The sequence below is a fragment of the Nocardioides sp. SLBN-35 genome, from assembly GCF_006715725.1.
Lineage (GTDB): Bacteria > Actinomycetota > Actinomycetes > Propionibacteriales > Nocardioidaceae > Nocardioides.
Genome location: NZ_VFNU01000001.1, coordinates 5,277,121 through 5,302,196, shown reverse-complemented (window position 1 = coordinate 5,302,196; position 25,076 = coordinate 5,277,121). Strand labels below are relative to the sequence as shown.

The 25,076-nt window shown below is 71.6% G+C and carries 22 protein-coding genes and 1 tRNA gene; 14 read left to right on the top strand and 9 right to left on the bottom strand.

Translation table 11 applies throughout. The features are described 5' to 3' along the window. Positions 1 to 23: 23 nt before the first annotated feature. Positions 24 to 653 (bottom strand): PadR family transcriptional regulator, encoded by a 630-nt coding sequence (locus FBY23_RS25475; protein ID WP_260806556.1) that lies wholly within the window; start codon positions 651 to 653, stop codon positions 24 to 26. 123 nt (positions 654 to 776) lie between these two features. On the opposite strand from FBY23_RS25475, the gene FBY23_RS25470 reads away from it, so the two are divergent. From FBY23_RS25470 to thpR, 3 genes are all read left to right on the top strand, one after another. Further along, on the top strand, positions 777 to 1,922 hold the full coding sequence (locus FBY23_RS25470; RefSeq protein WP_141800694.1) for an acyl-CoA dehydrogenase family protein: 1,146 nt from the start codon (positions 777 to 779) through the stop codon (positions 1,920 to 1,922). Positions 1,923 to 2,029: 107 nt separating this feature from the next. Beyond that, positions 2,030 to 2,776, top strand: coding sequence for a VIT family protein (locus FBY23_RS25465; protein WP_141800693.1), 747 nt, complete (start codon positions 2,030 to 2,032; stop codon positions 2,774 to 2,776). After that, the gene (thpR, locus tag FBY23_RS25460; RefSeq protein WP_141800692.1) at positions 2,776 to 3,330 is read left to right on the top strand and encodes an RNA 2',3'-cyclic phosphodiesterase; all 555 of its coding nucleotides are present in this window, start codon (positions 2,776 to 2,778) and stop codon (positions 3,328 to 3,330) included. The genes FBY23_RS25465 and thpR overlap by 1 nt, the downstream gene beginning before the upstream one ends. Before the next feature lie 154 nt (positions 3,331 to 3,484). On the opposite strand, the gene pntB is transcribed toward thpR, so the two are convergent. From pntB to upp, 3 genes are all read right to left on the bottom strand, one after another. Then, a complete protein-coding gene (gene pntB / locus FBY23_RS25455) occupies positions 3,485 to 4,909 on the bottom strand; it encodes a Re/Si-specific NAD(P)(+) transhydrogenase subunit beta (protein ID WP_141800691.1) in 1,425 nt (474 codons plus the stop codon). Positions 4,910 to 4,912: 3 nt separating this feature from the next. Then, positions 4,913 to 6,457 (bottom strand): Re/Si-specific NAD(P)(+) transhydrogenase subunit alpha, encoded by a 1,545-nt coding sequence (locus FBY23_RS25450; RefSeq protein ID WP_141801276.1) that lies wholly within the window; start codon positions 6,455 to 6,457, stop codon positions 4,913 to 4,915. A 138-nt stretch (positions 6,458 to 6,595) separates the two neighbouring features. Beyond that, on the bottom strand, positions 6,596 to 7,240 hold the full coding sequence (upp, locus tag FBY23_RS25445; protein ID WP_141800690.1) for a uracil phosphoribosyltransferase: 645 nt from the start codon (positions 7,238 to 7,240) through the stop codon (positions 6,596 to 6,598). A 70-nt stretch (positions 7,241 to 7,310) separates the two neighbouring features. Between upp and FBY23_RS25440 the strand changes: the two genes are divergently transcribed. From FBY23_RS25440 to FBY23_RS25430, 3 genes are all read left to right on the top strand, one after another. Then, a complete protein-coding gene (locus FBY23_RS25440) occupies positions 7,311 to 7,805 on the top strand; it encodes a tRNA adenosine deaminase-associated protein (RefSeq protein ID WP_141800689.1) in 495 nt (164 codons plus the stop codon). 62 nt (positions 7,806 to 7,867) lie between these two features. Beyond that, a complete protein-coding gene (gene tadA, locus FBY23_RS25435; RefSeq protein WP_222117934.1) occupies positions 7,868 to 8,335 on the top strand; it encodes a tRNA adenosine(34) deaminase TadA in 468 nt (155 codons plus the stop codon). A 31-nt stretch (positions 8,336 to 8,366) separates the two neighbouring features. Beyond that, a complete protein-coding gene (locus FBY23_RS25430; protein ID WP_141800688.1) occupies positions 8,367 to 8,939 on the top strand; it encodes a TIGR03086 family metal-binding protein in 573 nt (190 codons plus the stop codon). Positions 8,940 to 9,023: 84 nt separating this feature from the next. Here the strand turns inward: FBY23_RS25430 and eda are convergent, their stop codons facing one another. The 3 genes from eda to zwf are packed head-to-tail and all read right to left on the bottom strand — an operon-like array spanning position 9,024 to position 12,971. Then, entirely contained in the window at positions 9,024 to 9,635 is a 612-nt protein-coding gene (gene eda, locus FBY23_RS25425; protein WP_260806555.1) for a bifunctional 4-hydroxy-2-oxoglutarate aldolase/2-dehydro-3-deoxy-phosphogluconate aldolase, read from the bottom strand. Continuing rightward, entirely contained in the window at positions 9,622 to 11,475 is a 1,854-nt protein-coding gene (gene edd / locus FBY23_RS25420) for a phosphogluconate dehydratase (RefSeq protein ID WP_141800686.1), read from the bottom strand. The genes eda and edd overlap by 14 nt, the downstream gene beginning before the upstream one ends. Next, complete coding sequence (gene zwf, locus FBY23_RS25415; protein ID WP_174245246.1) at positions 11,472 to 12,971, bottom strand: glucose-6-phosphate dehydrogenase; 1,500 nt, start codon at positions 12,969 to 12,971, stop codon at positions 11,472 to 11,474. Before zwf ends, edd begins: the two co-directional genes overlap by 4 nt. A 90-nt stretch (positions 12,972 to 13,061) precedes the next feature. Here zwf and FBY23_RS25410 point away from each other — a divergent pair, with 90 nt between their 5' ends. Next, the gene (locus tag FBY23_RS25410; RefSeq protein ID WP_141800685.1) at positions 13,062 to 14,255 is read left to right on the top strand and encodes an ROK family transcriptional regulator; all 1,194 of its coding nucleotides are present in this window, start codon (positions 13,062 to 13,064) and stop codon (positions 14,253 to 14,255) included. Between the two features lie 3 nt (positions 14,256 to 14,258). Here FBY23_RS25410 and FBY23_RS25405 read toward each other — a convergent pair whose 3' ends face one another. Continuing rightward, positions 14,259 to 15,686 carry a hypothetical protein gene (locus FBY23_RS25405; RefSeq protein ID WP_141800684.1) on the bottom strand — a complete coding sequence of 476 codons (1,428 nt, stop codon included), beginning with the start codon at positions 15,684 to 15,686 and terminating at the stop codon, positions 14,259 to 14,261. Positions 15,687 to 15,834: 148 nt separating this feature from the next. Here FBY23_RS25405 and FBY23_RS25400 point away from each other — a divergent pair. The 5 genes from FBY23_RS25400 (at position 15,835) to FBY23_RS25380 (ending at position 20,820) form a co-directional block, all read left to right on the top strand. Next, positions 15,835 to 15,924 (top strand) — tRNA-Ser (locus tag FBY23_RS25400). Between the two features lie 101 nt (positions 15,925 to 16,025). Next, positions 16,026 to 16,655, top strand: a complete 630-nt coding sequence (locus tag FBY23_RS25395) for a DedA family protein (RefSeq protein ID WP_141800683.1) — start codon at positions 16,026 to 16,028, stop codon at positions 16,653 to 16,655. Continuing rightward, positions 16,655 to 17,341 (top strand): response regulator transcription factor, encoded by a 687-nt coding sequence (locus FBY23_RS25390; protein ID WP_141801273.1) that lies wholly within the window; start codon positions 16,655 to 16,657, stop codon positions 17,339 to 17,341. The genes FBY23_RS25395 and FBY23_RS25390 overlap by 1 nt, the downstream gene beginning before the upstream one ends. Continuing rightward, entirely contained in the window at positions 17,338 to 18,750 is a 1,413-nt protein-coding gene (locus FBY23_RS25385) for a HAMP domain-containing sensor histidine kinase (protein WP_260806554.1), read from the top strand. The genes FBY23_RS25390 and FBY23_RS25385 overlap by 4 nt, the downstream gene beginning before the upstream one ends. A 498-nt stretch (positions 18,751 to 19,248) precedes the next feature. Then, positions 19,249 to 20,820, top strand: a complete 1,572-nt coding sequence (locus tag FBY23_RS25380; RefSeq protein ID WP_160158375.1) for a sigma-70 family RNA polymerase sigma factor — start codon at positions 19,249 to 19,251, stop codon at positions 20,818 to 20,820. On the opposite strand, the gene FBY23_RS25375 is transcribed toward FBY23_RS25380, so the two are convergent. After that, positions 20,814 to 21,185, bottom strand: coding sequence for a hypothetical protein (locus tag FBY23_RS25375; RefSeq protein ID WP_141800681.1), 372 nt, complete (start codon positions 21,183 to 21,185; stop codon positions 20,814 to 20,816). The two genes, FBY23_RS25380 and FBY23_RS25375, sit on opposite strands and share 7 nt — an antisense overlap. 146 nt (positions 21,186 to 21,331) lie before the next feature. Here FBY23_RS25375 and FBY23_RS25370 point away from each other — a divergent pair, with 146 nt between their 5' ends. Together FBY23_RS25370 and FBY23_RS25365 are read left to right on the top strand one after the other, a co-directional pair. Further along, positions 21,332 to 21,613 (top strand): hypothetical protein, encoded by a 282-nt coding sequence (locus FBY23_RS25370; RefSeq protein ID WP_141800680.1) that lies wholly within the window; start codon positions 21,332 to 21,334, stop codon positions 21,611 to 21,613. 269 nt (positions 21,614 to 21,882) lie between these two features. Next, positions 21,883 to 24,738 (top strand): VaFE repeat-containing surface-anchored protein, encoded by a 2,856-nt coding sequence (locus tag FBY23_RS25365; protein ID WP_260806607.1) that lies wholly within the window; start codon positions 21,883 to 21,885, stop codon positions 24,736 to 24,738. Positions 24,739 to 25,076 lie beyond the last annotated feature (338 nt).

Below are 25,076 nucleotides of genomic sequence, written 5' to 3'. Positions count from 1 at the left end.
CACGGCACCGGGGGTGCTGCCGGTCAACGCCCGAGCAGGGCCCGGTAGCGCTCCCGGTCGGCGTTCATCTGCCAGCCGGGGTCGTCGGCGGGCGGGGCCCAGGTGGACGCGTCGAGAGCGAGGCTGCCGGCCTTCAGCTGGTCGATGGTCTCGCGCAGCCACGCCAGCTCGGCCACGGCGAGGTCGAGCCACATGACGACGGTGCGCAGCGCGTGGGGCGGCGCGGCGCCGGGCTCGGGCGGGGACGCGAGCCGGGCGACGACCTCCTCGAGCGCGACCCGGCGGCGTACCAGCGAGCGCAGCGCCCGGTCCGGCGGGACCAGGGGCAGCAGGCCGAACGCCGCGCTGAACGCCTTGCGGTCGACGACGCTGACCTCCTCGAGGCCCGCGGTCACCAGCCGCTCCAGCTCGGCCCGCCCGGACGGCGTCGACTCGTAGACCGCCACCTCGCGACCGCCGTCCGCGAGGTCGTGGCGCACCAGGAAGCCCTGCTTGGTCAGCGTCGCCAGCCCGTTGTAGATCGAGCCCGGGTTGAGGTGGGCCCAGTCGTCGACGCTCCACGAGAGCAGCTCGCGGCGGATCTGGTAGCCGTTGACCGGCTCGAACAGCGCGACGGCACCCAGCAGCAGCATCCGGGTGTCGTGGGCGGCCATGCCCGGATTCTATGAGCTGGTCTCGGCCGCCTCCTGATCGTTGCCAGCGACCAATGCTCAGGCGGGTTTTGTTGTGCTCGGGGACAACGACCGCCGATGTGACCCGCGAGTAGAGTCGCGGCCATGAAGCGTGAGATCTACGACGAGGACCACGAGGCCTTCCGCGCATCCGTCAAGGAGTTCGTGGACCGCTCGGTGCTGCCCCACACGGAGGAGCACATCAAGGCCAAGGCGCTGCCGCGCGAGTTCTGGCTCGAGGCCGGCAAGCAGGGCCTCCTCGGGCTGTGCATCCCCGAGGAGTACGGCGGCTCCGACGCCGGCGACTTCCGGTTCAACGCCGTGCTCCAGGAGGAGCTGGCCAAGGTCGGCGCGGCGTACCCCACCTGTCACGGCATCCACGCCGACATCACGGCGCCGTACATCGTCGAGCTCGGCACCGAGGAGCAGAAGCAGCGCTGGCTCCCGGGCGTCGCGTCCGGCGAGATCCTGCTCGGCATCGGCATGACCGAGCCGGGCGGCGGGTCCGACCTCGCCGCGCTGAAGACCACCGCCGTGCGTGACGGCGACTCGTGGATCATCAACGGCTCGAAGACCTTCATCACCAACGGCTACTCCGGCGACCTGTTCGTCACCGCGGTGCGCACCGACCCGGAGAAGGGCCCCAAGGGCATCACGCTGTTCGGCATCGAGGCCACCATGGAGGGCTTCTCGCGCGGGCGCAAGCTCGACAAGGTCGGCATGGAGGAGTCCGACACCGCCGAGCTGTTCTTCGAGAACCTCCGCGTCACCGACGCCGAGATCATCGGCGAGCTCAACATGGGCTTCATCCACATGATGCAGAAGCTCCCGCAGGAGCGCCTGGGCTGCGCGGTCGCCAACATCGCGCACGCCAAGCAGATCCTGCTCGAGACCATCGACTACGCCAAGGAGCGCCAGGCCTTCGGCGCCCCGATCGGCACCTTCCAGCACAACAAGTTCCTGCTGGCCGACCTCGTCACCCGGATCGAGGCCGCCGAGGCCTACATCGACAAGTGCGTGCTCAACCACTCGCAGAAGACGCTCACCGCGATCGACGCCGCCAAGGCCAAGTGGTTCTCCTCGCAGGTCCAGTCCGAGGTGCTCGACCACTGCGTCCAGCTGCACGGCGGCTACGGCTTCATGAACGAGTACCGCGTCGCCCGTGCCTGGCGCGACGCCCGGGTCACGAAGATCTGGGCCGGCTCGAACGAGATCATGAAGGAGCTCATCGGCCGCGACCTGGGCCTCTGAGCTCCCGAGCACGGAACCCCCGGCGCGCCAGGCGCGCCGGGGGTTCCGTGCGCATCGGCCCCGGGAACCGGGTCGCGGCCGTCCGCTCCACAGGGGATCATGGATCCATGACTGGAGCTGACACCGAGTCCGACCTCCCTGCAGAGGCGCTCGGACCCCACGACGACGAGCCTCACCAGGAGGGCATCAACAACCGGCTCAACTGGCTGCGGGCCGGCGTCCTCGGCGCCAACGACGGCATCGTCTCGACCGCCGGCATCGTGCTCGGCGTCGCCGGCGCGACGTCGGACCGGACGGCCATCCTGATCGCCGGTGTCGCGGGCCTCGCGGCGGGCGCGATGAGCATGGCGGCGGGCGAGTACGTCTCGGTCAGCACCCAGCGCGACTCCGAGGAGGCCCTGCTCGCGAAGGAGCGGCGCGAGCTTCGCGAAGACCCCGAGGAGGAGCTCGCCGAGCTCGCCGGACTGTACGTCGACAAGGGCCTCGAGCCTGACCTCGCCCTCGAGGTCGCCAAGCAGCTCACCGAGAAGGACGCCTTCGCCGCGCACGCCGAGGTCGAGCTCGGCATCGACCCGAACGACCTCACGAACCCGTGGAAGGCCGCGTTCGCGTCGATGCTGTCCTTCACACTGGGCGCGCTGCTGCCGCTGCTGACGATCCTGCTGTTCGACGTCGACCTGCGGGTGCCGGTGACGGTCGCCGCAGTCGTCGTCGCGCTCGCCCTCACCGGCTGGGCGAGCGCTCGGTTCGGCTACGGCTCGCCCGCTCGTGCGGTCGTCCGCAACGTCCTCGGCGGTCTGCTCGCCATGGGAGTCACCTACGGCATCGGCCAGCTGGTCGGCACCCAGGTCTGATGCGCCTGTTCACGGCGGTGGTCCCGCCGCCCGAGGCGGTCGAGCACCTCGACGCCTTCCTCGACCCGCGCCGCGCTGCCGCGTCCTTCCGCTGGACCCGGCCCGAGCAGCTCCACGTCACCCTCGCGTTCATGGCCGAGGCCGAGGAGCGCCGCGTCGATGCGTACGTCGACCGCCTGGCCGAGTCCCTCGACGGGCTCTCGCCCGTCGAGCTGACCCTTGCCGGTGCGGTCGTGTTCCCGAACGTCGCCGAGGGCCGGGTGCTCGCGACGGGCGTGACCGGCGGCGACGAGACGCTCGCGACGGCCTCGGTCCGCGCCCGCAACGCGGCCGTGGCCTGTGGGATCGAGGTCGACGGGCAGCGCTTCCGGCCCCACCTGACCGTCGCTCGCACGGGCGGTCACCCGACCGAGATGACCAGCTGGGTGCGACTCCTGGACACCTACGAGGGTCCGGCATGGCCATGCGCGTCGGTGCACGTGATCGCCTCGCACCTCGGGGAGGGGCCGCGCCGGTCGCCGCGCTACGAGCCGCTCGCCGAGATCGTGCTGTAGGGGCGAGCGCCACCACCGAATCGTTCGATCGCACGGTTTGGGGGGTTTCGGGGGCTCCTACACCCCTCGAACCGTTCGATCGAACGGTTTGAGGGGTGTACGTCGAAGGGCCGGCCCCGCAGTGCGGAACCGGCCCTTCGGCGTACGCCTGGTGTCAGCCGAGCGCCTTGACGATGTCCTCGACGCGGTCCTTCGCGTCGCCGAACAGCATCTGGCTGTTGTCGCGGAAGAACAGCGGGTTCTGCACGCCCGCGTAGCCGGCGGCCATGGAGCGCTTGAAGACGATGACGTCCTTGGCGTTCCAGACCTCGAGGACCGGCATGCCCGCGATCGGGGAGGACGGGTCCTCGGACGCGGCCGGGTTGACCGTGTCGTTGGCGCCGATGACCAGGACGACGTCCGTGTCGGGGAAGTCGTCGTTGATCTCGTCCATCTCGAGCACGATGTCGTAGGGCAGCTTGGCCTCGGCGAGCAGCACGTTCATGTGGCCCGGGAGGCGGCCCGCGACGGGGTGGATGCCGAAGCGGACGTCGACGCCCTTGGCCCGCAGCTTCGCGGTCAGGTCGGCGACGGGGTACTGCGCCTGCGCCACGGCCATGCCGTAGCCCGGGGTGATGACCACCGAGGACGCGCCGGAGAGGAGCTCGGCGACGGCGTCGGCCTGGATCTCGCGGTGCTCGCCGTAGTCCACGTCGTCGCCCGCGGGAGCGGCGATGCCGAAGCCGCCCGCGATGACGGAGATGAACGAGCGGTTCATCGCCTTGCACATGATGTAGGACAGGTACGCACCGGAGGAGCCGACGAGGGCACCGGTGACGATGAGCAGGTCGTTGCCGAGCAGGAAGCCCGACGCGGCCGCGGCCCAGCCGGAGTACGAGTTGAGCATCGACACCACGACCGGCATGTCACCGCCGCCGATCGAGGCGACCAGGTGCCAGCCCAGCGCGAGCGCCAGCAGGGTCAGCACGCCCAGCAGGATGTCGGCCGAGGTGTTGTCGTGCGTGTCGAGCGAGACGTAGATCGCGGTCAGGATCGCGAACAGCACCAGCGAGCCGACGTTGATGAGGTTCTTGCCCGGCAGCATGAGCGGGGCGGACTTCATCTTCGCCGACAGCTTCAGGTTGGCGACGATCGAGCCGGTGAAGGTGACCGCACCGATGAAGATGCCGATCGCGACCTCGGCCTCGTGGATGTTGACCAGGCTGTCGAGCGACTCGTGGGAGCCGAGGACGTGGCCGTTCCAGCCGATCGCGACGGCCGCGAGGCCGACGAACGAGTGCAGCATGGCGATGAGCTCGGGCATGCCGGTCATCTCGACGATCCTCGCGCGCCACAGGCCGACCGCACCGCCGACGGCGATCGCGGCCAGCATGGCGATGATGACCACCGCGCGGTTGTCGACGAACTCGCTGCCGTCGATCACTGCGATGACGGTCGCGATGAGGGCGACCGCCATGCCGACGATGCCGAACGTCAGGCCGTTCTTGGCCGACTCGTGCTTCGAGAGACCTGCCAGGGACAGGATGAACAGCAGCGCGGCGACGATGTACGCCGCACCGGTGATGGAGATGATGTCCATGGATCAGGCTCCCTTGCTGAACATCGAGAGCATGCGGCGCGTGACCGCGAACCCACCGAACACGTTGATCGAGGCCAGCAGGATCGCGACCAGCGACAGTCCGAGGACGAGGTTGTCGTTGCTCGGAACCTGCAGCAGTGCTCCGACGACCACGACGCCGGAGATGGCGTTGGTGACCGACATCAGCGGCGTGTGCAGCGCGTGCGCGACCTTGCCGATGACGTAGTAGCCGATCACGATCGAGAGCATCAGCACGGTGAAGTGCGTGCGCAGCTCCTGGGTCGGGGCCAGTGCGTTGATGAGCCAGAACAGGGCGATCGCGCCCAGCACCAGGCCGACCTTCGTGCCCGCCGACATCGGCGGTTTCACCGGCTTCGGCTCGGCCACAGCAGCCGGTGCGGCGGCCGGGGCGGCCGAGACCTGCACGGCCGGCGGCGGCCACGTCGACTCACCGTCGCGCACGACGGTGATGCCGCGCTGCACGACGTCGTCGAAGTCCAGGCCCAGGTTGCCGTCCTTCTCGGGGGTCAGCAGCTTGAGCAGGTTGACGATGTTGGTGCCGTACAGCTGGGACGTCTGCGCGGCCAGGCGGCCGGCGAGGTCGGTGTAGCCGAGGATCGTCACGCCGTTGTCGGTGACGACCTTCTGGTCGGCCACGGTGCCGGCGGCGTTGCCGCCGTTGGCGGCCGCCATGTCGACGATGACGGAGCCGTTGCGCATGCCCGCGACGGTCTCGGCGGTGATCAGCGACGGAGCGGGACGTCCGGGGATCAGCGCGGTCGTGATGACGATGTCGGCGGCACGCGCCTCCTCGTCGTACATCGCGGCGGTCGCGGCGACCTGGGCCTCGGACATCTCCTTGGCGTAGCCGTCGGAGGAGACCTCCTGCTCCATGTCGACGTGGACGAACTCGGCACCCATCGACTCGACCTGCTCGGCGACCTCGGGACGCACGTCGAACGCGCGCACGATCGCGCCCATCGCGGAGGCCGCACCGATCGCGGCGAGGCCGGCGACACCGGCACCCACGACGAAGACGCGGGCCGGCGGGATCTTGCCCGCGGCGGTGACCTGGCCGGTGAACATCCGGCCGAACTCGTGGGCCGACTCGACGACGGCGCGGTAGCCCGCGACGTTCGCCATCGAGGACAGCACGTCCATCGACTGCGCACGCGAGATCCGCGGCACCGCGTCCATGGCCAGCGCGGTCACGCCCTGCGCCTGCAGCTTCTCGAGCAGTTCGGGGCTGCGGCCCGGCGCCATCATCGAGATGATCGTGGCGCCCCGGCGGAGCCGGCCGATCTCCTCATCCGTGGGGGCGTTGACCTTGACGACGACGTCGGCGGCCCACACCTCCGCACGTGAGCCGACCCGCACCTTGGCGTCCTCGATCCCCGTGAAAGCACTGTCGGGCTGGTCGGCGAGGTCGCCGGCGCCCGACTCGACGATCACGTCGTAGCCGAGGTTGGTCAGTTGGGTTACGGTCTTTGCGGTCGCCGCGACCAGGGTTTCGCCCTGTTTCGACTCGCGCGGGATGCCGATGAGCATCGAGCCTCCAGCCATTCTGTGGATACAGCGCGAGCCAAACTACACAGACCTCACCCCCTCACGGGGGCCGTCTTACGTGTGACGTACATCTAGGGGATACGGGTTGCGCTGAGCGGGACGGCGCTGGACGCGCGGCGCTCAGCCCGCGGCGATCCCGTACATCCGGTCGCCGGCGTCGCCGAGACCCGGGACGATGTAGCCCTTCTCGTTGAGCCGCTCGTCCATCGCCGCGGTCACGATCGTCACCGGGATCTCCAGGTCGCCCAGCTCCTCCTCGAGGCGCGCGCAGCCCTCGGGAGCCGCCAGCAGGCACACGGCGGTGATGTGGTCGGCGCCCCGGTCGACGAGGAAGCGGATCGCCGCGGCGAGGGTGCCGCCGGTCGCGAGCATCGGGTCGACGACGTAGCACTGCCGCCCGGACAGGTCCTCGGGCAGGCGCTCGGCGTACGTCGTGGCCTCGAGGGTCTCCTCGTTGCGGACCATGCCCAGGAAGCCCACCTCGGCGGTCGGCAGCAGCCGGACCATGCCGTCGAGCATGCCGAGGCCGGCCCGCAGGATCGGTACGACGAGCGGGCGCGGCGTCGCGAGCCGGGTGCCCGTGGTGGGCGCGACAGGAGTCTCGATCTCGGTCGGCTCGACCCGGACGTCGCGGGTGGCCTCGTAGGCCAACAGGGTGACCAGCTCGTCGGCCAGCGACCGGAAGGTCGGGGAGTCGGTGTCCTTGTTGCGGAGCACGGTCAGCTTGTGGGCGACGAGGGGGTGATCCACGACCAGGGTGCGCATGGAGGAGACCCTAGTGGCTCAAGCGCGAAACCCTCTGGCCCTGCGCCCCGTCCCGTGCCACGCTTGACGCATGACCGCTAGCGGCACGGCCATCGAATCGGTCGACTTCGCCCTCGCCGCCTACCGCGAGGAGGGTGTGTGGCAGGTGGCCGAGCTGTCGCCCGACCACGCGACCGACGTCGAGACCCTCGCCGCCGCGCTGCGCCGGTTTCCCGGTGACGGTGGCGCCGTCGGCCTGGTCGCCGTCGAGGAGGACTTCTTCGTGGTGGTCCGCGTCGCCGGCCCGCGCACCCGCGTGATGCTCTCCGACATCACCGCCGCGACGGAGTGGGAGGTCGCCGCGGTGGTGCTCGAGCACCTCGGCCTGCCGCCCGTCGAGGACGAGGACGACCCCGAGCCCGCCGGCGACCTCGAGCTGCTCAGCGACCTCGGCGTCGACGCGATGGACCTCGCCGCGATCCTCGACGACGACGAGCTGTACCCCGACGAGATGCTCTCCGAGATCGCCCGCGGCCTCGGCTTCGGCGACCTCTTCGACGACACCGTCGGCCTCACCTCGGCGTGACCACGCCTCCGAGTTCTTCTCCCCCGGCCCGCTCCGCCGAACAACTCGCCGGGGGACCCCGGATGAGCGCACCGCTCGCCCGCTGGGAGGAGCCGATGCGGTCCGCCCTCGCGGAGGCGTCCGCCGCGCTCGCCACGGGCGACGTGCCGATCGGTGCGGTGGTCGTCTCACCCGAGGGCGCCGTGATCGGCACCGGCCGCAACGTCCGCGAGCGCGACGCCGACCCGACCGGCCACGCCGAGGTGGTCGCCCTGCGCGAGGCGGCCGCCGCGCGCGGCGAGTGGCGCCTCACCGGATGCACCCTGGTCGTCACCCTCGAGCCGTGCACCATGTGCGCCGGCGCCGCCGTCCTGTCCCGGGTCGACCGCGTCGTCTTCGGTGCGTACGACGACAAGGCGGGCGCGGTCGGCTCGCTGTGGGACGTCGTACGCGACCGCCGGCTCAACCACCGCCCCGAGGTGCTCGCCGGGGTGCTGGCCGAGGAGTCGGCCGCCCTGCTCGACGGCTTCTTCTCCTCCCAGCGCCGATGATTCCGGCCGTGCTCCCTGGTCGGTACCGGTCATGACCCTCGATCTCGGACCGGCCACGACCACGCTCAGCGACCTGGTGGCGTCGGTGACCGACGACCAGCTCGCCCTCCCGACCCCGTGCACGGCGTACTCCGTCGGTGACCTCGTCGAGCACGTCGGCGGCCTCGCCCTCGCCTTCACCGAGGCAGCCCGCAAGGCGCCGTCGCCGGGGTCGGGGCAGGGCGGCAGCGGCGACGCGTCCCGGCTGGAGGACGGCTGGCGCGAGCGGATCGCGTCGGACCTCGGGCAGCTGGCGCAGGCCTGGCGCGACCCGGCGGCGTACGACGGCATGACCGCCGCCGGCGGCGTCGACCTGCCCGGCGAGGTTGCGGCCGCGGTCGCGCTCAACGAGGTCGTCGTCCACGGCTGGGACCTGGCCACCGCGCTGGGCCGGCCGTTCGCGGTCACCGAGGCAGACGTCGCGGCCTGCCTGTCCTTCGCCCGCCCGTTCTCGAGCCCGGAGACCGCGGCCGACAGGGGCACGGCGTTCGGTGCGGTGCTGCCCGTCCCGGACGGCGCGACGCCGCTCGTCGAGCTGCTCGCGCTCCTCGGCCGCCGGGGTTGACGCGCGACCGGACCGTTCGATCGAACGATTCGATCGCGGAATGGGCCGGCGAGCCTGCTCAAACCGTTCGATCGAACGGTTTGGTCAACCCAGCGCGGCGGCCTCCGCGGCGAGCTTGCTGATCCGCTCCCAGTCCCCGGCGGCGACGGCGTCGGTGGGGGTGAGCCACGAGCCACCGACGCAGCCGACGTTCGGCAGGGCGAGGTAGCTGGGCGCGGAGGCGGGGGTGATGCCGCCGGTGGGGCAGAACCGGGCCTGGGGGAGGGGGCCGCCGACCGCGCGGAGGTACGCCGCTCCGCCGGCCGCCTCGGCGGGGAAGAACTTCATCTCGCTCACGCCGGCGTCGAGCACCGCCATCACCTCGGAGACGGTCGCCGTACCGGGCAGGAAGGGCACGCCGGTGTCCTGCATCGCGGCCAGCAGCGAAGGCGTGCAGCCCGGGGAGACGAGGAAGCCCGCCCCGGCGGCCACCGCGGCCGACGCCTGGCCGGGCGTGGCGATCGTCCCTGCGCCGAGGGCGATCTCGGGCACCTCGGCGGCGATCAGGCGGATCGCCTCGAGGGCCAGCGGGGTGCGCAGGGTGAGCTCGATGGCGGGCAGGCCGCCGTCGACGAGCGCCCGGGCGATGGGTACGGCGGTCGCGAGGTCGTCGATCACGACCACCGGCAGCACGGGGACCAGGTCAAGCGCGGACAAGGGGCACCTCCGGGGAAGCAGCAGCGGGGACGGGGAAGATCGAGGCGCCCTGGTCGGCCGGGCCGACGGTGGCGCGGAAGGCGGCGAACAGCTCTCGACCGGTCCCGGCCCAGGCGTCGCCGGCCGGAGCGGCCCCGACAGCAGGACGCCCGGCCAGGTCGGCGGCGACGGTCAGCACCCCGGCGTCGGCGTCGAGGGTGACCAGGTCGCCGTCGCGGATCCGGGAGAGCGGACCGCCCAGTGCGGCCTCGGGGGTGACGTGGATGGCGGCGGGGACCTTGCCCGAGGCACCGGACATCCGGCCGTCGGTGACGATCGCGACCCGCTGTCCCCGGTCCTGCAGCACCCCGAGCGCCGGGGTCAGCTTGTGCAGCTCGGGCATGCCGTTGGCGGCCGGCCCCTGGTAGCGGATCACCGCGACCAGGTCGATCCCGTCCAGCTCGCCGTTCGCGAACGCGAGGAGGAAGTCGTGCTGGTCGTCGAAGACCCGCGCCGGCGCGGACACCGTCCGGTGCTCGACCGCGACCGCGGAGGTCTTCACCACGCCCGTCCCGAGCGGCCCCCGCACGACCTTCACGCCGCCGTCGGCCGAGAAGGGCGCCGTGGCAGGCCGCAGCACCTCCAGGTCCAGGCTCTCTGCCGGACCGGGTCGCCACGACAGCTCGCCGTCGACCAGGACGGGCTCGGTGCTGTAGCGCCGCAGTCCGCGCCCCACGATCGTCTCGACGTCCTCGTGCAGCAGTCCGGCGTCCAGCAGGGTCCGCACCAGGAACCCGACCCCGCCGGCTGCGTGGAAGTGGTTCACGTCGGCCGCACCGTTGGGGTACACCCGTGCCAGCAGCGGTACGACGGCCGACAGGTCGGCGAGGTCGTCCCAGGTGAGCAGGATCCCGGCCGCGCGGGCGATCGCGACCAGGTGCAGCGTGTGGTTGGTCGACCCGCCGCTGGCGAGCAGCGCGACGCAGGCGTTGAGGACGACCTTCTCGTCGACCAGCTCACCGATCCCGGGCGCGGTACCCGCGGCCCGCCGCACGCCCACCGCGCCGGCCTCCCGGGTCAGCGCCTCGCGCAGCGGGGAGTCCGGGTTGACGAAGGACGAGCCCGGAAGGTGCAGGCCCATCACCTCCATCAGCAGCTGGTTGGAGTTGGCGGTGCCGTAGAACGTGCACGTCCCCCGGGAGTGGTACGACGCCGCCTCGGCCTCGAGCAGCTCCTCGCGCCCGACCTTCCCCTCGGCGTACGCCTGCCGGACGCGGGCCTTCTCGCCGTTGGGCAGCCCGGAGGCCATCGGCCCGGCGGGCACGAACACGGTCGGCAGGTGCCCGAAGGACAGCGCCCCGATCAGCAGGCCGGGCACGATCTTGTCGCACACGCCGAGCAGCAGTGCCGCGTCGAACATGTCGTGCGACAGCGCGATCGCGGTCGACATCGCGATGACGTCGCGGCTGTAGAGCGAGAGCTGCATGCCGTCGCGGCCCTGGGTGATCCCGTCACACATGGCGGGGACGCCGCCCGCGACCTGCGCGAGCCCGCCGGCGCGGATCACCGCGTCCTTGAGGACGGGTGGGTAGGCGCCGTACGGCTGGTGGGCGGAGAGCATGTCGTTGTAGCTGGTCACGATCGCCAGGTTGGGCTTGTGCCCGTGGGCGAGCTCGGCCTTGGCCGGACCCTCGGCGGCGGCGAAGCCGTGCGCGAGGTTGGCGCAGGCGAGCCGGCCGCGCGCGGGGCCGCGGACCGCGGCGGCCCGCACCCGGTCGAGGTAAGCCGACCGGGTGGCCGCGCTCCGCTCGACGAGGCGCTGGGTGACCTCGGCCAGGACGGGGTGGAGCTCCTCGGTCATCGCGAACCCTCCTGCCAGGTGCGACCGTCTCGAGCAAGCAACCGCTCGGCGGCTGCGGGTCCGTCGGTGCCGGGGTGGTAGCGGACCGGCTCGACGCCGCTCGCCCGCCACTGCTCGAGGATGGGTTCGACCCAGCCCCACGCGGCCTCCACCTCGTCGCGGCGCATGAACAGGGTGGGGACGCCGCGCATCACGTCGCGGAGCAAGCGCTCGTACGGCTCCGGGCTGCGCTCGTCGAAGGTGTCGGCCCAGGTCAGGTCGAGGGACGCCGGGTGCAGCCGGATCCCACCGGGGCCCGGGTGCTTGGCCGTCAGGTGCAGCTGCATGCCCTCGTCGGGCTGCATCCGGATGGTCAGCCGGTTGGGCGTCGTGACGCCCTCGCTGTCGGGGAACATCGCGTGCGGCGGCTCCTTGAAGACCACCTCGATCGTCGACTCCTGCCGGGCAAGGCGCTTCCCGGTGCGCAGGTAGAACGGCACGCCCGACCAGCGCCAGTTCTGTACCTCCGCGCGCAGCGCGACGAAGGTCTCGGTGGTGCTGGGGTGCCCGAGGTCGGCGCCGTACGACGTGTACTGGCCGCGGACCGTTGCCCGGTCGACCTCGGTGCCGGTGAGCGGCGCGAGGGCGCGCAGCACCTTGAGCTTCTCGTCGCGGACGGCGTCGTGCGCATCGCCGCCGACGTACGACGGCGGCTCCATCGCGACCAGGCAGAGCAGCTGCAGCAGGTGGTTCTGCACCATGTCGCGCAGCGCCCCGGCCCGGTCGTAGTAGTCGCCGCGCTCACCGACGCCGAGGGTCTCGGCGACGGTGATCTGGACGTGATCGACCCAGCGGGAGTTCCAGATGGGCTCGAGGAAGACGTTGGCGAAGCGGGTGACGAGGAGGTTCTGCACGCTCTCCTTGCCGAGGTAGTGGTCGATCCGGAAGATCTGCCGCTCCTCGAAGACCCGGCCGACGGCGTCGTTGACCTGGCGCGAGGAGGCGAGGTCGGCGCCGATCGGCTTCTCGAGCACGACCCGGCACCGCGGGGTGACCAGGCCGAGGTCGTCGAGCCGGTCGCAGATCGTGCCGAACAGGTCGGAGCCGACCGCGAGGTAGTGGATCCGGGTGACCTCGGCCGTCTCGGTGGTTGAGGTGCGAGCGCCGGCGAGCCTCGAAACCGGCCGGTCCTTGAGCAGGCCGTGGAGCCGGTCCCAGTCCTCGGCGGAGCCGATGTCGAGCGTGAGGTGGTGCAGGCGGGCGGTCAACCGGTGCAGGGCGCCGGCCTCGAGATGGTCCTCGGCCACGTGGTCGAAGAGGGCGTGGGTGACGAGGTCGCGGTAGCCGGCGTCGTCGAGGGGCGTGCGGGAGACGCCGATGATCCGGGTGCCGGCGGGGAGCTGGCGACGGCGCTCCTGCTCGTAGAGCCCGGGCAGCAGCTTGCGCAGCGCCAGGTCGCCGGTGCCGCCGAACACGGTGAAGTCACAAGGGGGAAGCACGAGGTCGGGTGCGGTCACCCGTGCAACGGTAGTGCGCAAGAGTGTCTTGCGGAAGTCATGCTTATGACTTTTTCAGGACAAAGTCGCAGGGGTTTAGAGTTCGGAGGCATGACGGAGGTGCGGCAGCCGGTCGGTCGCGACACGGCGACGGCGGGCGAGCTGTTCGCGCTGGTGCGCGCGGGCCGGGCCGCCACCCGGGCCGACCTGGTCCGGCTCACCGGCCTGTCCCGCACCGCGGTCGTCGCCCGGGTGAGCGCACTCGGCGAGGCCGGGCTGCTCCGGGTCGGCGCCGAGCTCGCCTCCACCGGCGGCCGCCCGCCCGGCAGCCTCGAGCTCGCGGTCGACGCCGGCAGCGTCCTCGCGGTCGCGATCGGCCGCTCCCGCTCCCAGGTCGCCGTCTTCGACCTCGGCGGCACCGAGCTGGCCGCGTCCGCGGTCGACCACGAGATCGGCGCCGGACCCGGCGTGGTGATGCCGGGCGTCGCCGACCAGCTCGCGCGGCTGATCGGCACCGACACGCCACCGGTGCTCGGCATCGGGCTGTCGCTGCCGGGTGCGGTCGACGCCGAGCGCGGGGTCAGCGTCGACACGCCGGTCATGGCCGGCTGGGACGGCATCCCGCTGGCGCCGTACCTCACCGCGGTGGCGGACGCCCCGCTCTTCCTCGCCAACGACGCCGACATGCTGGCCCGCTCGGAGTACCTCGGCCACGTCGCCCAGGCGCGCGACCTGCTGGTGCTGAAGGCCTCCACCGGCCTCGGTCTCGGCGTCGTCGCCGACGGCCGGATCATCAGCGGAGCGCTCGGGGCCGCCGGGGAGCTCGGCCACACCAAGGTGCCCGAGGCTGCCGCCCGGCCCTGTCGCTGCGGCGACGTCGGCTGCCTCGAGACGATCGCCGCCGGCTGGGCGCTGGTCGCGAGGCTGCGGGAGGAGGGGCGCGAGGTCGAGCACGTCCGCGACCTGGTCGCCCACGCCCTGGCCGGCGACCCCGAGGCCAAGCAGCTGTTGCGCGAGAGCGGACGGATGGTCGGCGAGCTGTTGGCCGTCGCCATCAACCTGCTCAACCCGCGCGCCGTCGTCCTCGGCGGCGACATGGCCGCGGCGTACGACGTCTACGCGGCCGGCGTGCGCGAGGCGGTCTACGCCCGGTCCTCCGCGCTGGCGACCCGTGAGCTGCAGTTCCTCCCCGCGACGTACGGCGACCGGGCCGGTCTCGTCGGGTGCGCCGCCCTGGCGCTGGACGAGGTGCTCAGCCCGGCCGCCGTCGACGCCCGGTTGCGGAACGCGGTCCGCGTCGGTTGATCGTCAGTAGTTGATGTTGTCCTCGGTGATCTTGCGGGCCTGCGCCGCGTAGCTCTCGTTGACGTGCTCGTCGGACAGACCGATGTCGGCGGCCGCCGCCTGCAGGCTCTCCGCGGATCCGGTCAGCTCGGTCGCGGTGTCCTTGACCAGGTCGGCGACCCCGGTCTGCAGCTTCGAGTACGACGACCAGGGCCCGGTCGCCGACAGGCCGATGCCGGCCGGACGGGTCCAGCCCGACGCGCCGATGGTGAGCTCGGCGGTGCACGCGTTGAGGTCGCCGACGATCGACGGGATCCACAGCTCGGTGATCTTGGCGATCGTCTCCTTGTCGACCAGCACCTGGTGCGACTCGAGGACGGAGCTGCCGGTCTTGCCGATCAGCTCGGGCTTGGCGATGTTGAACGGGCCGGCCGCGGTCGCCGGGGCGGCGTCGGTGTAGGTGGCGTCGAGGAGGTCGACGAGCAGCTGCTCCTCGGTGCGGATCCGGGTGTTGATGTCCTTGAGGCCGTTGACCAGGTTGGTCAGCACCTTCGAGGGATGGTCCGCGCCCAGCGGGATCGGCTCGGGCTCGGGCGGCGGCTTGACGAGCGCGCCGAGCAGGCCGCCGCTGGCGCTGGCGCCGGCGCCGGTGAGTGAAGCGGCGACCTTCAGCGCCACGGGAACGGCGACGCCGCCCGCGGCGACGGCGCCGACCCCCGCACACACCGCGCCCACGACGATCAGGAAGATCTTCAGGCCGGTGATGTCGCCACCCTTGGGCCCCGATGCCTGCATCGCCTTGAGTGAGTCGTTGGCGACCTGGGCGATCTGCTCTCGGGTACGCCGGAACAGCTCCTCCTCGCCGGCCAGCGAGTAGGCCAGCACCATGGTCAGTGCCTGCAGGTTGTCGAGCACGGGACGCAGCTTGGTGACGTACTTCTCGTTGAACGCCTCGGCGTACTCCCCGTTGAGCTGGCCGGTGCGGGTCATCAGGTTGGAGATGTCGGAGTCGAGCCGCACGTTCGCGCCGGACGCCTCGCCGGTGTTGTCGTCGCTGTGTGCGTTGACCCTGATCTCGGCTGCGCCCTTGAGCACGGCGCCCTTGTCCCAGCCGAGCGGGTTCGCCGACGGGAAGTCCTCCCAGTCCACGAAGGCGTCGTCGATGGCCTTGTGCCAGTAGTTGAACACGTCGGACTGGAGGTGGGAGTAGTCCTCGACCTTCGGCACGCTCGAGTCGGACTCGGAGCCGTAGATCATCTCGCGCTGCACCTTGCCGTCCGACACGGTGATCCGCCACACGACGGGGTTGGAGTCGTTGGCGTTGCTGCCGACCTCGACGAAGTTCCCGCCGCCGTAGTTGAGGAACCCGCGGTGCTCCATGTCGGCCGCGATGGCGGCCTCGGCGATCAGGGCCTTCATCCCGCTCCCGATCAGCGGTCCTTCCGGTGGCATGGGTCCTCCGTGCGTCGTGGTGTCTGGGCCAGTGCCCGCGTACCCGGTCGTCGAGGACGGCAAACGGCGCCCTCGGCCCGTCGCGACGGCATCGCCGGGCGGGTGCCGGGATTCGGACCGTCGTCTCCGCTCCGGTAATGTCTCCCGCGGTGACGTGTCCGAGCGGCCTAAGGAGAACGCCTCGAAAGCGTTTGTGGGCGCAAGTCCACCGAGGGTTCAAATCCCTCCGTCACCGCCAGCCAGCGAAGAGCCCCCGTCGGATCGCGACGGGGGCTCTTCGGTTCCTGGCCGCCCGGCGACTTCACGGTTCCTTCATCTCCTCCGGCCTACCGTCGCGACATGACCGCGCTCGTCGAGCACCTCCTCGCCGTCCCGGCCTGGCTGGCCGTCGTGGTGGTGTTCCTGCTGCCTGCCCTGGAGTCCTCGGTGTTCCTCGGCTTCGTGTTCCCCGGTGAGCTGGCGCTGCTGCTCGGCGGCGTGGTCGCTGGGCAGGGGCACGTGCCGGTCGCCGTCGTGGCGGCCGCGGGCATCGCCGGCGCGGCCGCGGGCGACACCGTCGGCTATCTCGTCGGCAAGCGGTGGGGGCGGCGGATCCTCGACTCCACGGTGGGCCGGTTCGTGCGAGCCGACCGGCTCGACCGGGCCGAGCACGCGCTGTCGCGGCGCGGGGGCTGGGCGGTCCTGGTCGGCCGGTTCACGGTCGCGCTGCGGGTGCTGGTGCCGGGCCTGGCCGGGATGGGGCGGATGCCGTACCGCCGCTTCCTGCTCGCCAACCTCACCGGCGCCGTGCTGTGGGGCGGCATGATGGTGGCGGCCGGCTACCTCGCGGGCAGCAGCTGGCAACACGTCGCCCACCAGCTCTCGAACGCCGGCCTGGTGCTCACTGGAGTGGTCCTCGCGTTCCTCGTCGGTCGCCACGTGCTCGCTCGCCACCGCCGCGGCCGGATGAGCACTACCGTGGAGCCGTGATGCGGGTACTGGTCGCCGAGGACGATGTCCGCCTGGCCGACCTGCTCGACGAGTCGCTGAGCGAGGCCGGCTGGGACGTCGAGGTCGTCCACGACGGGCGTACGGCGTACGAGCGGCTCCTTGCCGGCACGGAGTACGACGTCGCGCTGCTCGACTGGATGCTGCCCGGCAAGGACGGGCTCAGCGTGGCGCGCCAGCTGCGTGGCCTCGGACTGGTGACGCCGATCCTGATGCTGACCGCGCGCGGCGAGGTGAGAGACCGGATCGAGGGCCTCGACGCCGGTGCCGACGACTACCTGCCCAAGCCGTTCGACCTCGACGAGCTCCTGGCCCGGCTGCGCGCGCTGTACCGCCGCAACAGCCTCACCGGCCTCGCGCCGGTCCAGGTCGGCGACCTCGTCGTCGACCCGGGGGCACGGAGGGTGACCCGGGCCGGCGAGGAGGTCACGCTGTCGGCGCGCGAGTTCGACATCCTCTTCCTGCTCGCGACGCACGCCGGCCAGGTCGTCAGCCGGCTGAGCATCCTCGACGAGGTGTGGGACGGCGAGACCGACCTGCGCAGCAACGTGATCGACGTCCACCTGGCCGCGATCCGGGCCAAGATCGACCGGCCCTTCGGGACCCGCACCATCACGACCCTGCGCGGAGTCGGCTACCGGCTCGACCCGCCCGACCCTCACCCGTGAACCGCGCGAACCTGGTGCGACCGCGCCGCTGGCCGCTGCGGGCACGCCTGGTCGCGGGCTTCTCGGTCGCGACGCTCGTCGTGCTGGTCGCGGCGGGCGCGTTCGTCTACTGGCGCGTCGACTTCGCGCTCGACCGGGCCCTGGACACCGAGCTCGCCCACGGCGTCAGCACCCTGGGGCCGATCGTCGGCGACGACGGGGTCGCCCGGGATCGCGACGCGGCCGAGGCGATCGGCCTGGCCTGGCAGGTGGTGGACGACGACGGGACGGTCGTCGACCACGGCGGACCGGCCGGTACGACGCCGATGCTGGTCACCAGCGGCTACGGCAAGCACGACGTCGAGGCGCGGCTCTCGACCGGGCGGGCGTCGTACCGGATCCGGGCGGTGGGACTCGCGCACCAACGCCGGCTGCTGGTCGGTGTCCGGCGGGACCGCGAGGACGAGGCGCTGCGTGAGCTGCTACTGCAGCTGGTCGTCGCCGGCCTCGGCACCTTGCTGGTGACGGCGTTCGTCGGCGACCGACTGGCCCGCGCGGCGCTGCGTCCGGTGGAGCGGTACCGGCAGCAGGCCGCGGCGATCGCGACGGGGGCGGCCGACCTGCGCCTCGAGGTGCCGGCCGGGCGCGACGACGAGGTGACCCGGCTCGGCCACACCTTCAACGACATGCTCGCCGGCCTGGAGCGGGCACTGGAGCGCGAACGGCAGTTCGTCGCCGAGGCCAGCCACGAGCTGCGCACCCCGCTCACCCTGCTGACCGGCCGGATCCAGCTGGCCCGCCGGCGACGTCGTACGTCGGACGAGCACGAGCGGATCCTCGACGAGCTCGCCATCGACCTCGACCGGCTCGCACGCCTGGCCGACCAGCTCCTCCAGGTGGGCGCCGAGCCAGTGGGTGGCGGCGAGAGCGACCTCGCGCAGGTCGTCGCGCGGGTCGTCGAGGAGCGCCGGGTCGCCGATCCCGCCGGCGCCGCCGGCTGGGAGGTCGAGCTGCTCGCCACCACCACCCCCGTCGGCATCGCCGACCACGAGGCGGAGCGCGTGCTCGCCAACCTGCTCGACAACGCCGTCCGGCACGGCGCCCCGCCGGTTCGCCTGGTCGTCGACCGGCCGGGCCCCGGCTGGGTGCGGTTGACGGTCAGCGACGCGGGCGCCGGGATGCCGCCCGCCCTGCTTGCAACCGCCACCCAACGGTTCACGCGCGCCGAGGAGGCACGGTCCCGCACCGGCGCCGGCCTCGGCCTGGCGCTCGTCGCCGGGATCGCCGAGCGCGCCGGCGGTCAGCTGCGGCTGTGCCAGGACGGGCAGCACGTCGCTCGCCCGGACGGTGTCGTCGACCTCGACTGTGACCACGGCGCGGGCCTGACGGTGACCGTGCTGTTGCCCACGGCGGCTGAGGTCACGGATTGATCACACTTGGCCCGGCCGCGCCCCCGGCCGGGCACGACCCGACTGCAGCGCCCCGATCGGACCTTTTGTCCGCCCCACGTCGGAGAGTGTTGAAGCGGAGGTCCGTCACGGCCGCCGCCGGCTGCACGTGGCGCTGCTGGTCGGCAGCGACGTCGAGCTGGTTGGTGTCTGCTGGTGTTGTCCCTCGCTCCCTGGGTGACGGTGGTCGGCTACGAGACGACCGGCTTCCGGCACAGCACCGCGGTGCTCGAGGAGCTCCCGCAGTGACCCCCGTTCGGGGGACAAATCCGTGGATCTGGGAACGATGGCTCCGGTGACCGGGTCTTCCGACCTACCGTGACGGGGGGACAGGTGCATCACCGCTGACGAGTGGCTCCCCGCGGGCAGTGGTGATGGAGCTGGTTGGTTCATCGAGTCATCCGGCCACGGGGCCTGATGAAGGTGGGTCGGTGGACCCTGCTGCAAAGGAGTGGCCGGGTCACCGGCTTTGGGGGAGTCATGGAGTTTCATTCCGAGGAAGAGCTGCTGGACCAGGTCCGGCAGGGGGACGAGGCTGCGTTCGGCGTCCTGTTCGTCCGGCACCGCGGCTACGCGTTCGCCGTGGCCCGACGCACTGTCGGCGAGCGTGACGCGGAGGACGTGGTCGCCGAGGCGTTCGAGCGGATCTTCGCGATCCTCAAGGGCGGACGCGGGCCGACGACCACCTTCCGGCCGTACCTCAGCGTCACGGTCCACAACGTGGCCGTCAACAAGCTGCGCGGTCGCAGCCGCGAGGTGACCACCGAGCCGGCTGACCTGATCCCGCTGCTCGTCACCGACGACACGTCGGGCAAGCACCTCACCAGTGGGGTGGTGCGCGAGGCGTTCGCGGCCCTGCCCGCCCGCTGGCAACAGGTGCTCTGGCTCTGCGAGGTCGACCGGGTTCCCCACGACGAGGTCGGCGAGCTGCTCGGCATCAAGGCCAACGCGGTCGCCGCGCTGGCGATGCGGGCGCGCCGCGGCCTTGCCGACGCCTACCTGGCGCAGTACGCCCAGTCCGCCGACTCGACCGAGTGCAAGAAGGTCGTCGGCTACCTGCCGGGCTATGTCAACGGCCACCTCACCCGGGCCCGCCGGGAGACGGTCGAGCGGCACCTGCGCACCTGCAAGAGCTGCCCGGTCGCGATCCTTGAGCTCGGCGAGGCCCGCCGTGACGTGGGTGCGCTGCTCGCGCCCCTCGTGGTCTCGCTGGCTGCGACCGGAGCCGTCGGCGCGACGGCGGCCGGTGGGATCGACGCGGTCGTCAGCAGCTCCTTCGGCAAGGCCGTCACCGGGGTCCTCGCCTCGACTGCGGTCGCCGGCGTGGTCGCCGGGGTCGCGCTGGTCGCGATCCGCTCGCCCGAGCCGAATCAGACGGCGGCGCCCGTCACGCCGGCGCCGACCCACTCCAGTGAGGCCGCGGACCCGGTCACGCCGGCCGCGCCGCGACCCACCAGGCACCGGGCGCCGCACACCAAGACGGGCGTCGTCGAGGAGACGCCGACGCCCGTCGAGGTCACCTCGGCCGCGCGCAAGCGCCCCGCCGACCAGCTGGAGTACGCCGAGGTCGAGAAGTCGCCCGTCGCGTCCAAGCCCCCGCGCGCCGAGTCGGCGCCGCAGCAGCCGGGCTCGGACCCGTCCGCGACCGACCCGACGCCGACCGACCCGACGACCCCGCCGACGCGCGACCCGCGCCTGGGTACGCCGGTGCTGGCCGGGTCGCCGTCGGGCCCGGCCTGGCGCCGGGTCACCATCCAGGTCGACGGCGACGGCCAGGCCGTCCAGGTCGCGCTCGGCGGCGTCGGCGCCACCAACTACTGCGTGAGCGCGGGCGGCGCGACCGACTGCGCCTCGCGGGCCCAGCACGGTCCGTGGTCCGACCTCGTCACGGTCGGCTCGGGGATCACCCAGGTGATCCTCGACGTGAAGGTCGCCCACACGACGTACCTGACCTTCGCGATCACCCGCGTCGACGGGCGCGACGCGGACCTCGGCAACAACGACCGGGCGATCGCCGTACCGTCGCCGGGATGGCAGGCGGACGGCTACTGAGGCCAGCGCGCCGAGTCGTCCAGCCACGCGCGGGCGGCCTCGGCCCGGATCCGGCCGGTCACGGCCTCGGCGAGCCGCGCCCCGGAGCCCCCGCGGCGCAGCTGCGCGACGAGCTCGGCGTGCACGCGCAGCAGGGCATGCCGACGCTGATGCCGCAGGCTCGGGCTCAGCAGTGCCGTCGTCGTCCGGGCATGGGTCACGTCCAGGGCGTGGGCCAGCACGATGTCGTCGAGCAGCGCGGCCGCCTCGCTGAGCCGCCGCAGCTGGAGCGCGGCCGGGTGGACGGCCAGCTCCTCCGCGGTCGCCACGGCCCGGTGCGCCCAGTGCCGGTGCACGACATCGACGGAGGTCTCGGCCTGCTGCATCACGCCACATAGACGGCGTCGCGGCCCGGATCTGACGCGATACAAGTTTTCGCTGCGACCGCGTCACGCCGAGGATCCGAGCGTGTCTCCCTGGCATGGGAGCCGCCACAACGAACCGTTGGTCGGACGACCCGTCACCCGATCGGGTGACGGGCCGTCCGGCCGGAGAAACGCTGCAGCTGCTGGTCGACCACGTCATCAGCGAGAGCGTCGCCGACCTCGACCGCCCACACGTCCTGGCCATCACCGAGGGAGGTCTTACGTACGTCTCCGGGCCGTACGTCGACGCCCAGGCCGCGCTGTGCGCCCTCGAGGACGACCGCAAGGTCAATGCCGAGGTGGCGGCCGACCGCAGCTACCAGGTCTCGCCGCTGCTGCCGCCGTTCTGCCCGCACCTCGTGCCGAGGCCCGGTGACGTGGATGGGTGACCTCGGCGTGCCCCCCAAAAGGGGGTCATTCGGCCCCGGGGCCAGCGCATTCGCTGTCTTCGGTCGTTTCGGTTCTCGCAAGATACCCACTGCTGGGGTGGGGTCCCAGACCGGGCAGCGAGACGTGCAGACCCATGTTGACCGACCTGCCGGCGCAATGGTGCGTCGATGAGAACGAAGGGGACAGATCAGTGAGTGAGTCGACTTGGAGCCACCGCGCGTGGCGAGCCTGGGTGATGGGCTTGGCTCTCGCTCTAGGTGCAGTCGTGATGCCGTCGTTGGCGCCGTCGGCGTCGGCGACGACCCAGCCAGGAGCCGGCGACACCGTCTGGATCGGCACGCTGGTGCAGGGACACCCGGGCACGCGGTTGCACAGCGTGTACTCGCCCGTGCCGGCGGACACCAGCAACCCGGGAACCCCCGACTACTGGGCGTACTGCATCGAGCACAACGTGTCGGCGAAGACCGGTACGACCGGCGTCGCCGGCAACGTATCGGCCTTCCTGGGCACCAACTACTACGACACTGACCCCACCATCCCCGGCAAGGTGATGTGGATCGTCGCCAACAGCTACCCGGCGATCAGCCTGTCGGACTTCGCCACGGCCGCCGGCGTGCCCGGTCTCACGCCGAACGACGCGATCGAGGCGATCCAGTACGCCATCTGGCGCTACACGGACCTGACCTTCGACGCGAACTGGAACTGGGCGGGCTCCGACTCGACGGCGAACGCCGAGGCGGCGTACTGGTACTTGATCGGCAAGATCAACCAGGGCAACACCCTGACGCCCGGCTCGGCCTCGGTCACGGCGAGCGTCACCGCTCCGGGCGGCGCGCAGCAGGCCGGCACGCTGGTCGGTCCGTTCACGGTCCACACCAACCAGCCGACCGTCAGCGTCACCGTCGCCCCGGGCGTCGGCGTGACAGACGCGGCGGGCACCCTGATCGACACCTCGGCCGTCACCGACGGTCAGCAGATCTACCTCGACCTGCGCGGCTCGACCACCGCCGGCTCCGCCACTGTCACCGTCACTGCGCAGGGCGCGGGCGGCACCGGCATGACCATCTCCGTGCCGACCACCAGCGGCGGCACGCCTACGACCGGCAACCACGCGCAGTCGCTGGTCCTGGTCGCGGCCAGCACCGCTACCACCACCGGCTCGGCCGCCGTCAACTGGACCGCCGCTCCGGCTCCGTCGATCGGCACGACGTTGGTTGACAAGGTCGACGACGACCACACGATCCCCGCTGGTGGTGGGGTCGTGGTGGACACGATCGCCTACTCGAACCTGACTCCGGGTACGTCGTACACGGTGACCGGTGAGCTGCGGAAGAAGTCGGATGGTTCGGCGACCGGGATCACCGGCACCAAGACCTTCACTCCGGTCAGCGCCAACGGCACGGTCGAGGTCGAGTTCACCGTTCCGGCCGGCTACGCGGGTCAGTCGCTGGTTGCGTTCGAGGAGCTGACTGTGACCGGTCAGCCGGCCGTCGTCGCGGAGCACAAGGACATCAACGACACCGCGCAGACGGTGAGTGTTTCGCCGGCTCCGTCGATCGGCACGACGTTGGTTGACAAGGCCGATGACGACCACACGATCCCCGCTGGTGGTGGGGTCGTGGTGGACACGATCGCCTACTCGAACCTGACTCCGGGCACGTCGTACACGGTGACCGGTGAGCTGCGGAAGAAGTCGGATGGTTCGGCGACCGGGATCACCGGCACCAAGACCTTCACTCCGGTCAGCGCCAACGGCACGGTCGAGGTCGAGTTCACGGTTCCGGCCGGCTACGCGGGTCAGTCGCTGGTTGCGTTCGAGGAGCTGACCGTGACCGGTCAGCCGGCCGTCGTCGCGGAGCACAAGGACATCAACGACACCGCGCAGACCGTGTCAGTCCAGAAGGGCGCCCCGACCGTCAACACCCAGGCCTCCGCGGCCACGGTGACGGTCGGCGCGAGCCTGCACGACGTCGTGACCATCACCGGGTTCGTCCCGGGTGGCAGCGCCACCGGCACCGCGGTCCTCTACGGCCCGCTCTCCGCGGTCAACGACACCGTCTGCACCGAGGGCAACGTGGCCGGAACGGTCACGTTCACCCCGGCCAACGGCACCATCACGACCCCGACCGTCACGGTGACCCAGCCCGGGCTCTACACCTGGCAGGTCACGGTGAGCGCGGACGACCGCAACGACAAGGCCACCCACGCCTGCGGGCTCGCGGCCGAGACCACCACGGTGCAGCAGTCGGGCACCGGCTCGGGCGGCGAGTCCAAGGTGTCGCTGACGACGGAGACCTCGCACGACCAGGTCAAGCCCGGTGCCCAGGTGTTCGACAAGGTCACCATCACCGGCTTCGTCCCCGGGTACGGCGCCACCGGCTCGGCCACGCTGTACGGTCCGTTCGCCTCCCGCGACAAGATCGCCTGCACGCCGGCCAACGCCGTCGGCACGGTGAACTTCACGCCGGGCAACGGTGTCGTCCACACGCCGACCGTCCAGGTCAACCAGACCGGCTACTACACCTGGGTCGCGTCGACCACGGCCGACAGCCACAACACCGCCGCGTCGCACGCCTGCGGCCTGGTGTCGGAGACCACCCTGGTGCACAAGCCGGCCTACGCGACGCCGACCGTCAGCACGGGCTTCGCCAACGACGGATGGAAGCCGGCCGGACGTCGTACGGTCGACCGGATCCGGATCCCGTCGCTGGGCGTCAACGCCCGGACCTCGCTGGTCGGCATCAAGAGGGGCACCATGCAGGTGCCCGGCAATGTCGCCCGCACGGGCCAGCTCAGCCAGTCCGCCGCGGCGGACGATCTGATCGGTACCACGGTCATCGCGGGTCACGTGTCGGACCGGCACGACCGGCCGGGTGCGTTCTGGAAGTTGACCAAGATCCGCAAGGGCAAGGTCGTGACGCTCTGGCAGGGCGGCAAGAAGCTGCGTTACCGGGTCACCTCGATCCAGCGGTTCTCGCGGACCTCGAAGCTGCCCGACCGGTTCTTCTCGACCACCGGTGAGCACCAGCTGGTGCTGATCAGCTGCGCGGGCAAGGTGACGACGTCGAGCGGCGGGTTCCACTACCGCCAGAACGTCGTGGTCACCGCGGTTCCGCTGGGCTGACAGCGACATGACTCCGGCGGCGGTGGTGGTTCTTGTCCACCGCCGCCGTCGGGCGCATCTGCTCCATTTCACCTTCAGGAAGGAGCAGGCCATGCCACCACGTCCAGAGTCGGGGTATCTGGCCACCGTCTCGGGTGTCATGACGTTGGGAGTGTTGGCCGTGGGCTCCCAGAGCCAGGCCCAGGCCGAACCGGCTGCCGTGGCACAGGACGGTGTGACCTGCCTGCTGCCAAGCGCCGAGAACCGCTTCCTCACCGTCGAGCTGCTGACCGCGGACGGCCTCGACCGCCACCTCCTGGCGTCCGGCATTGCGATCACCGAGGTCGACGCTCGGCCGC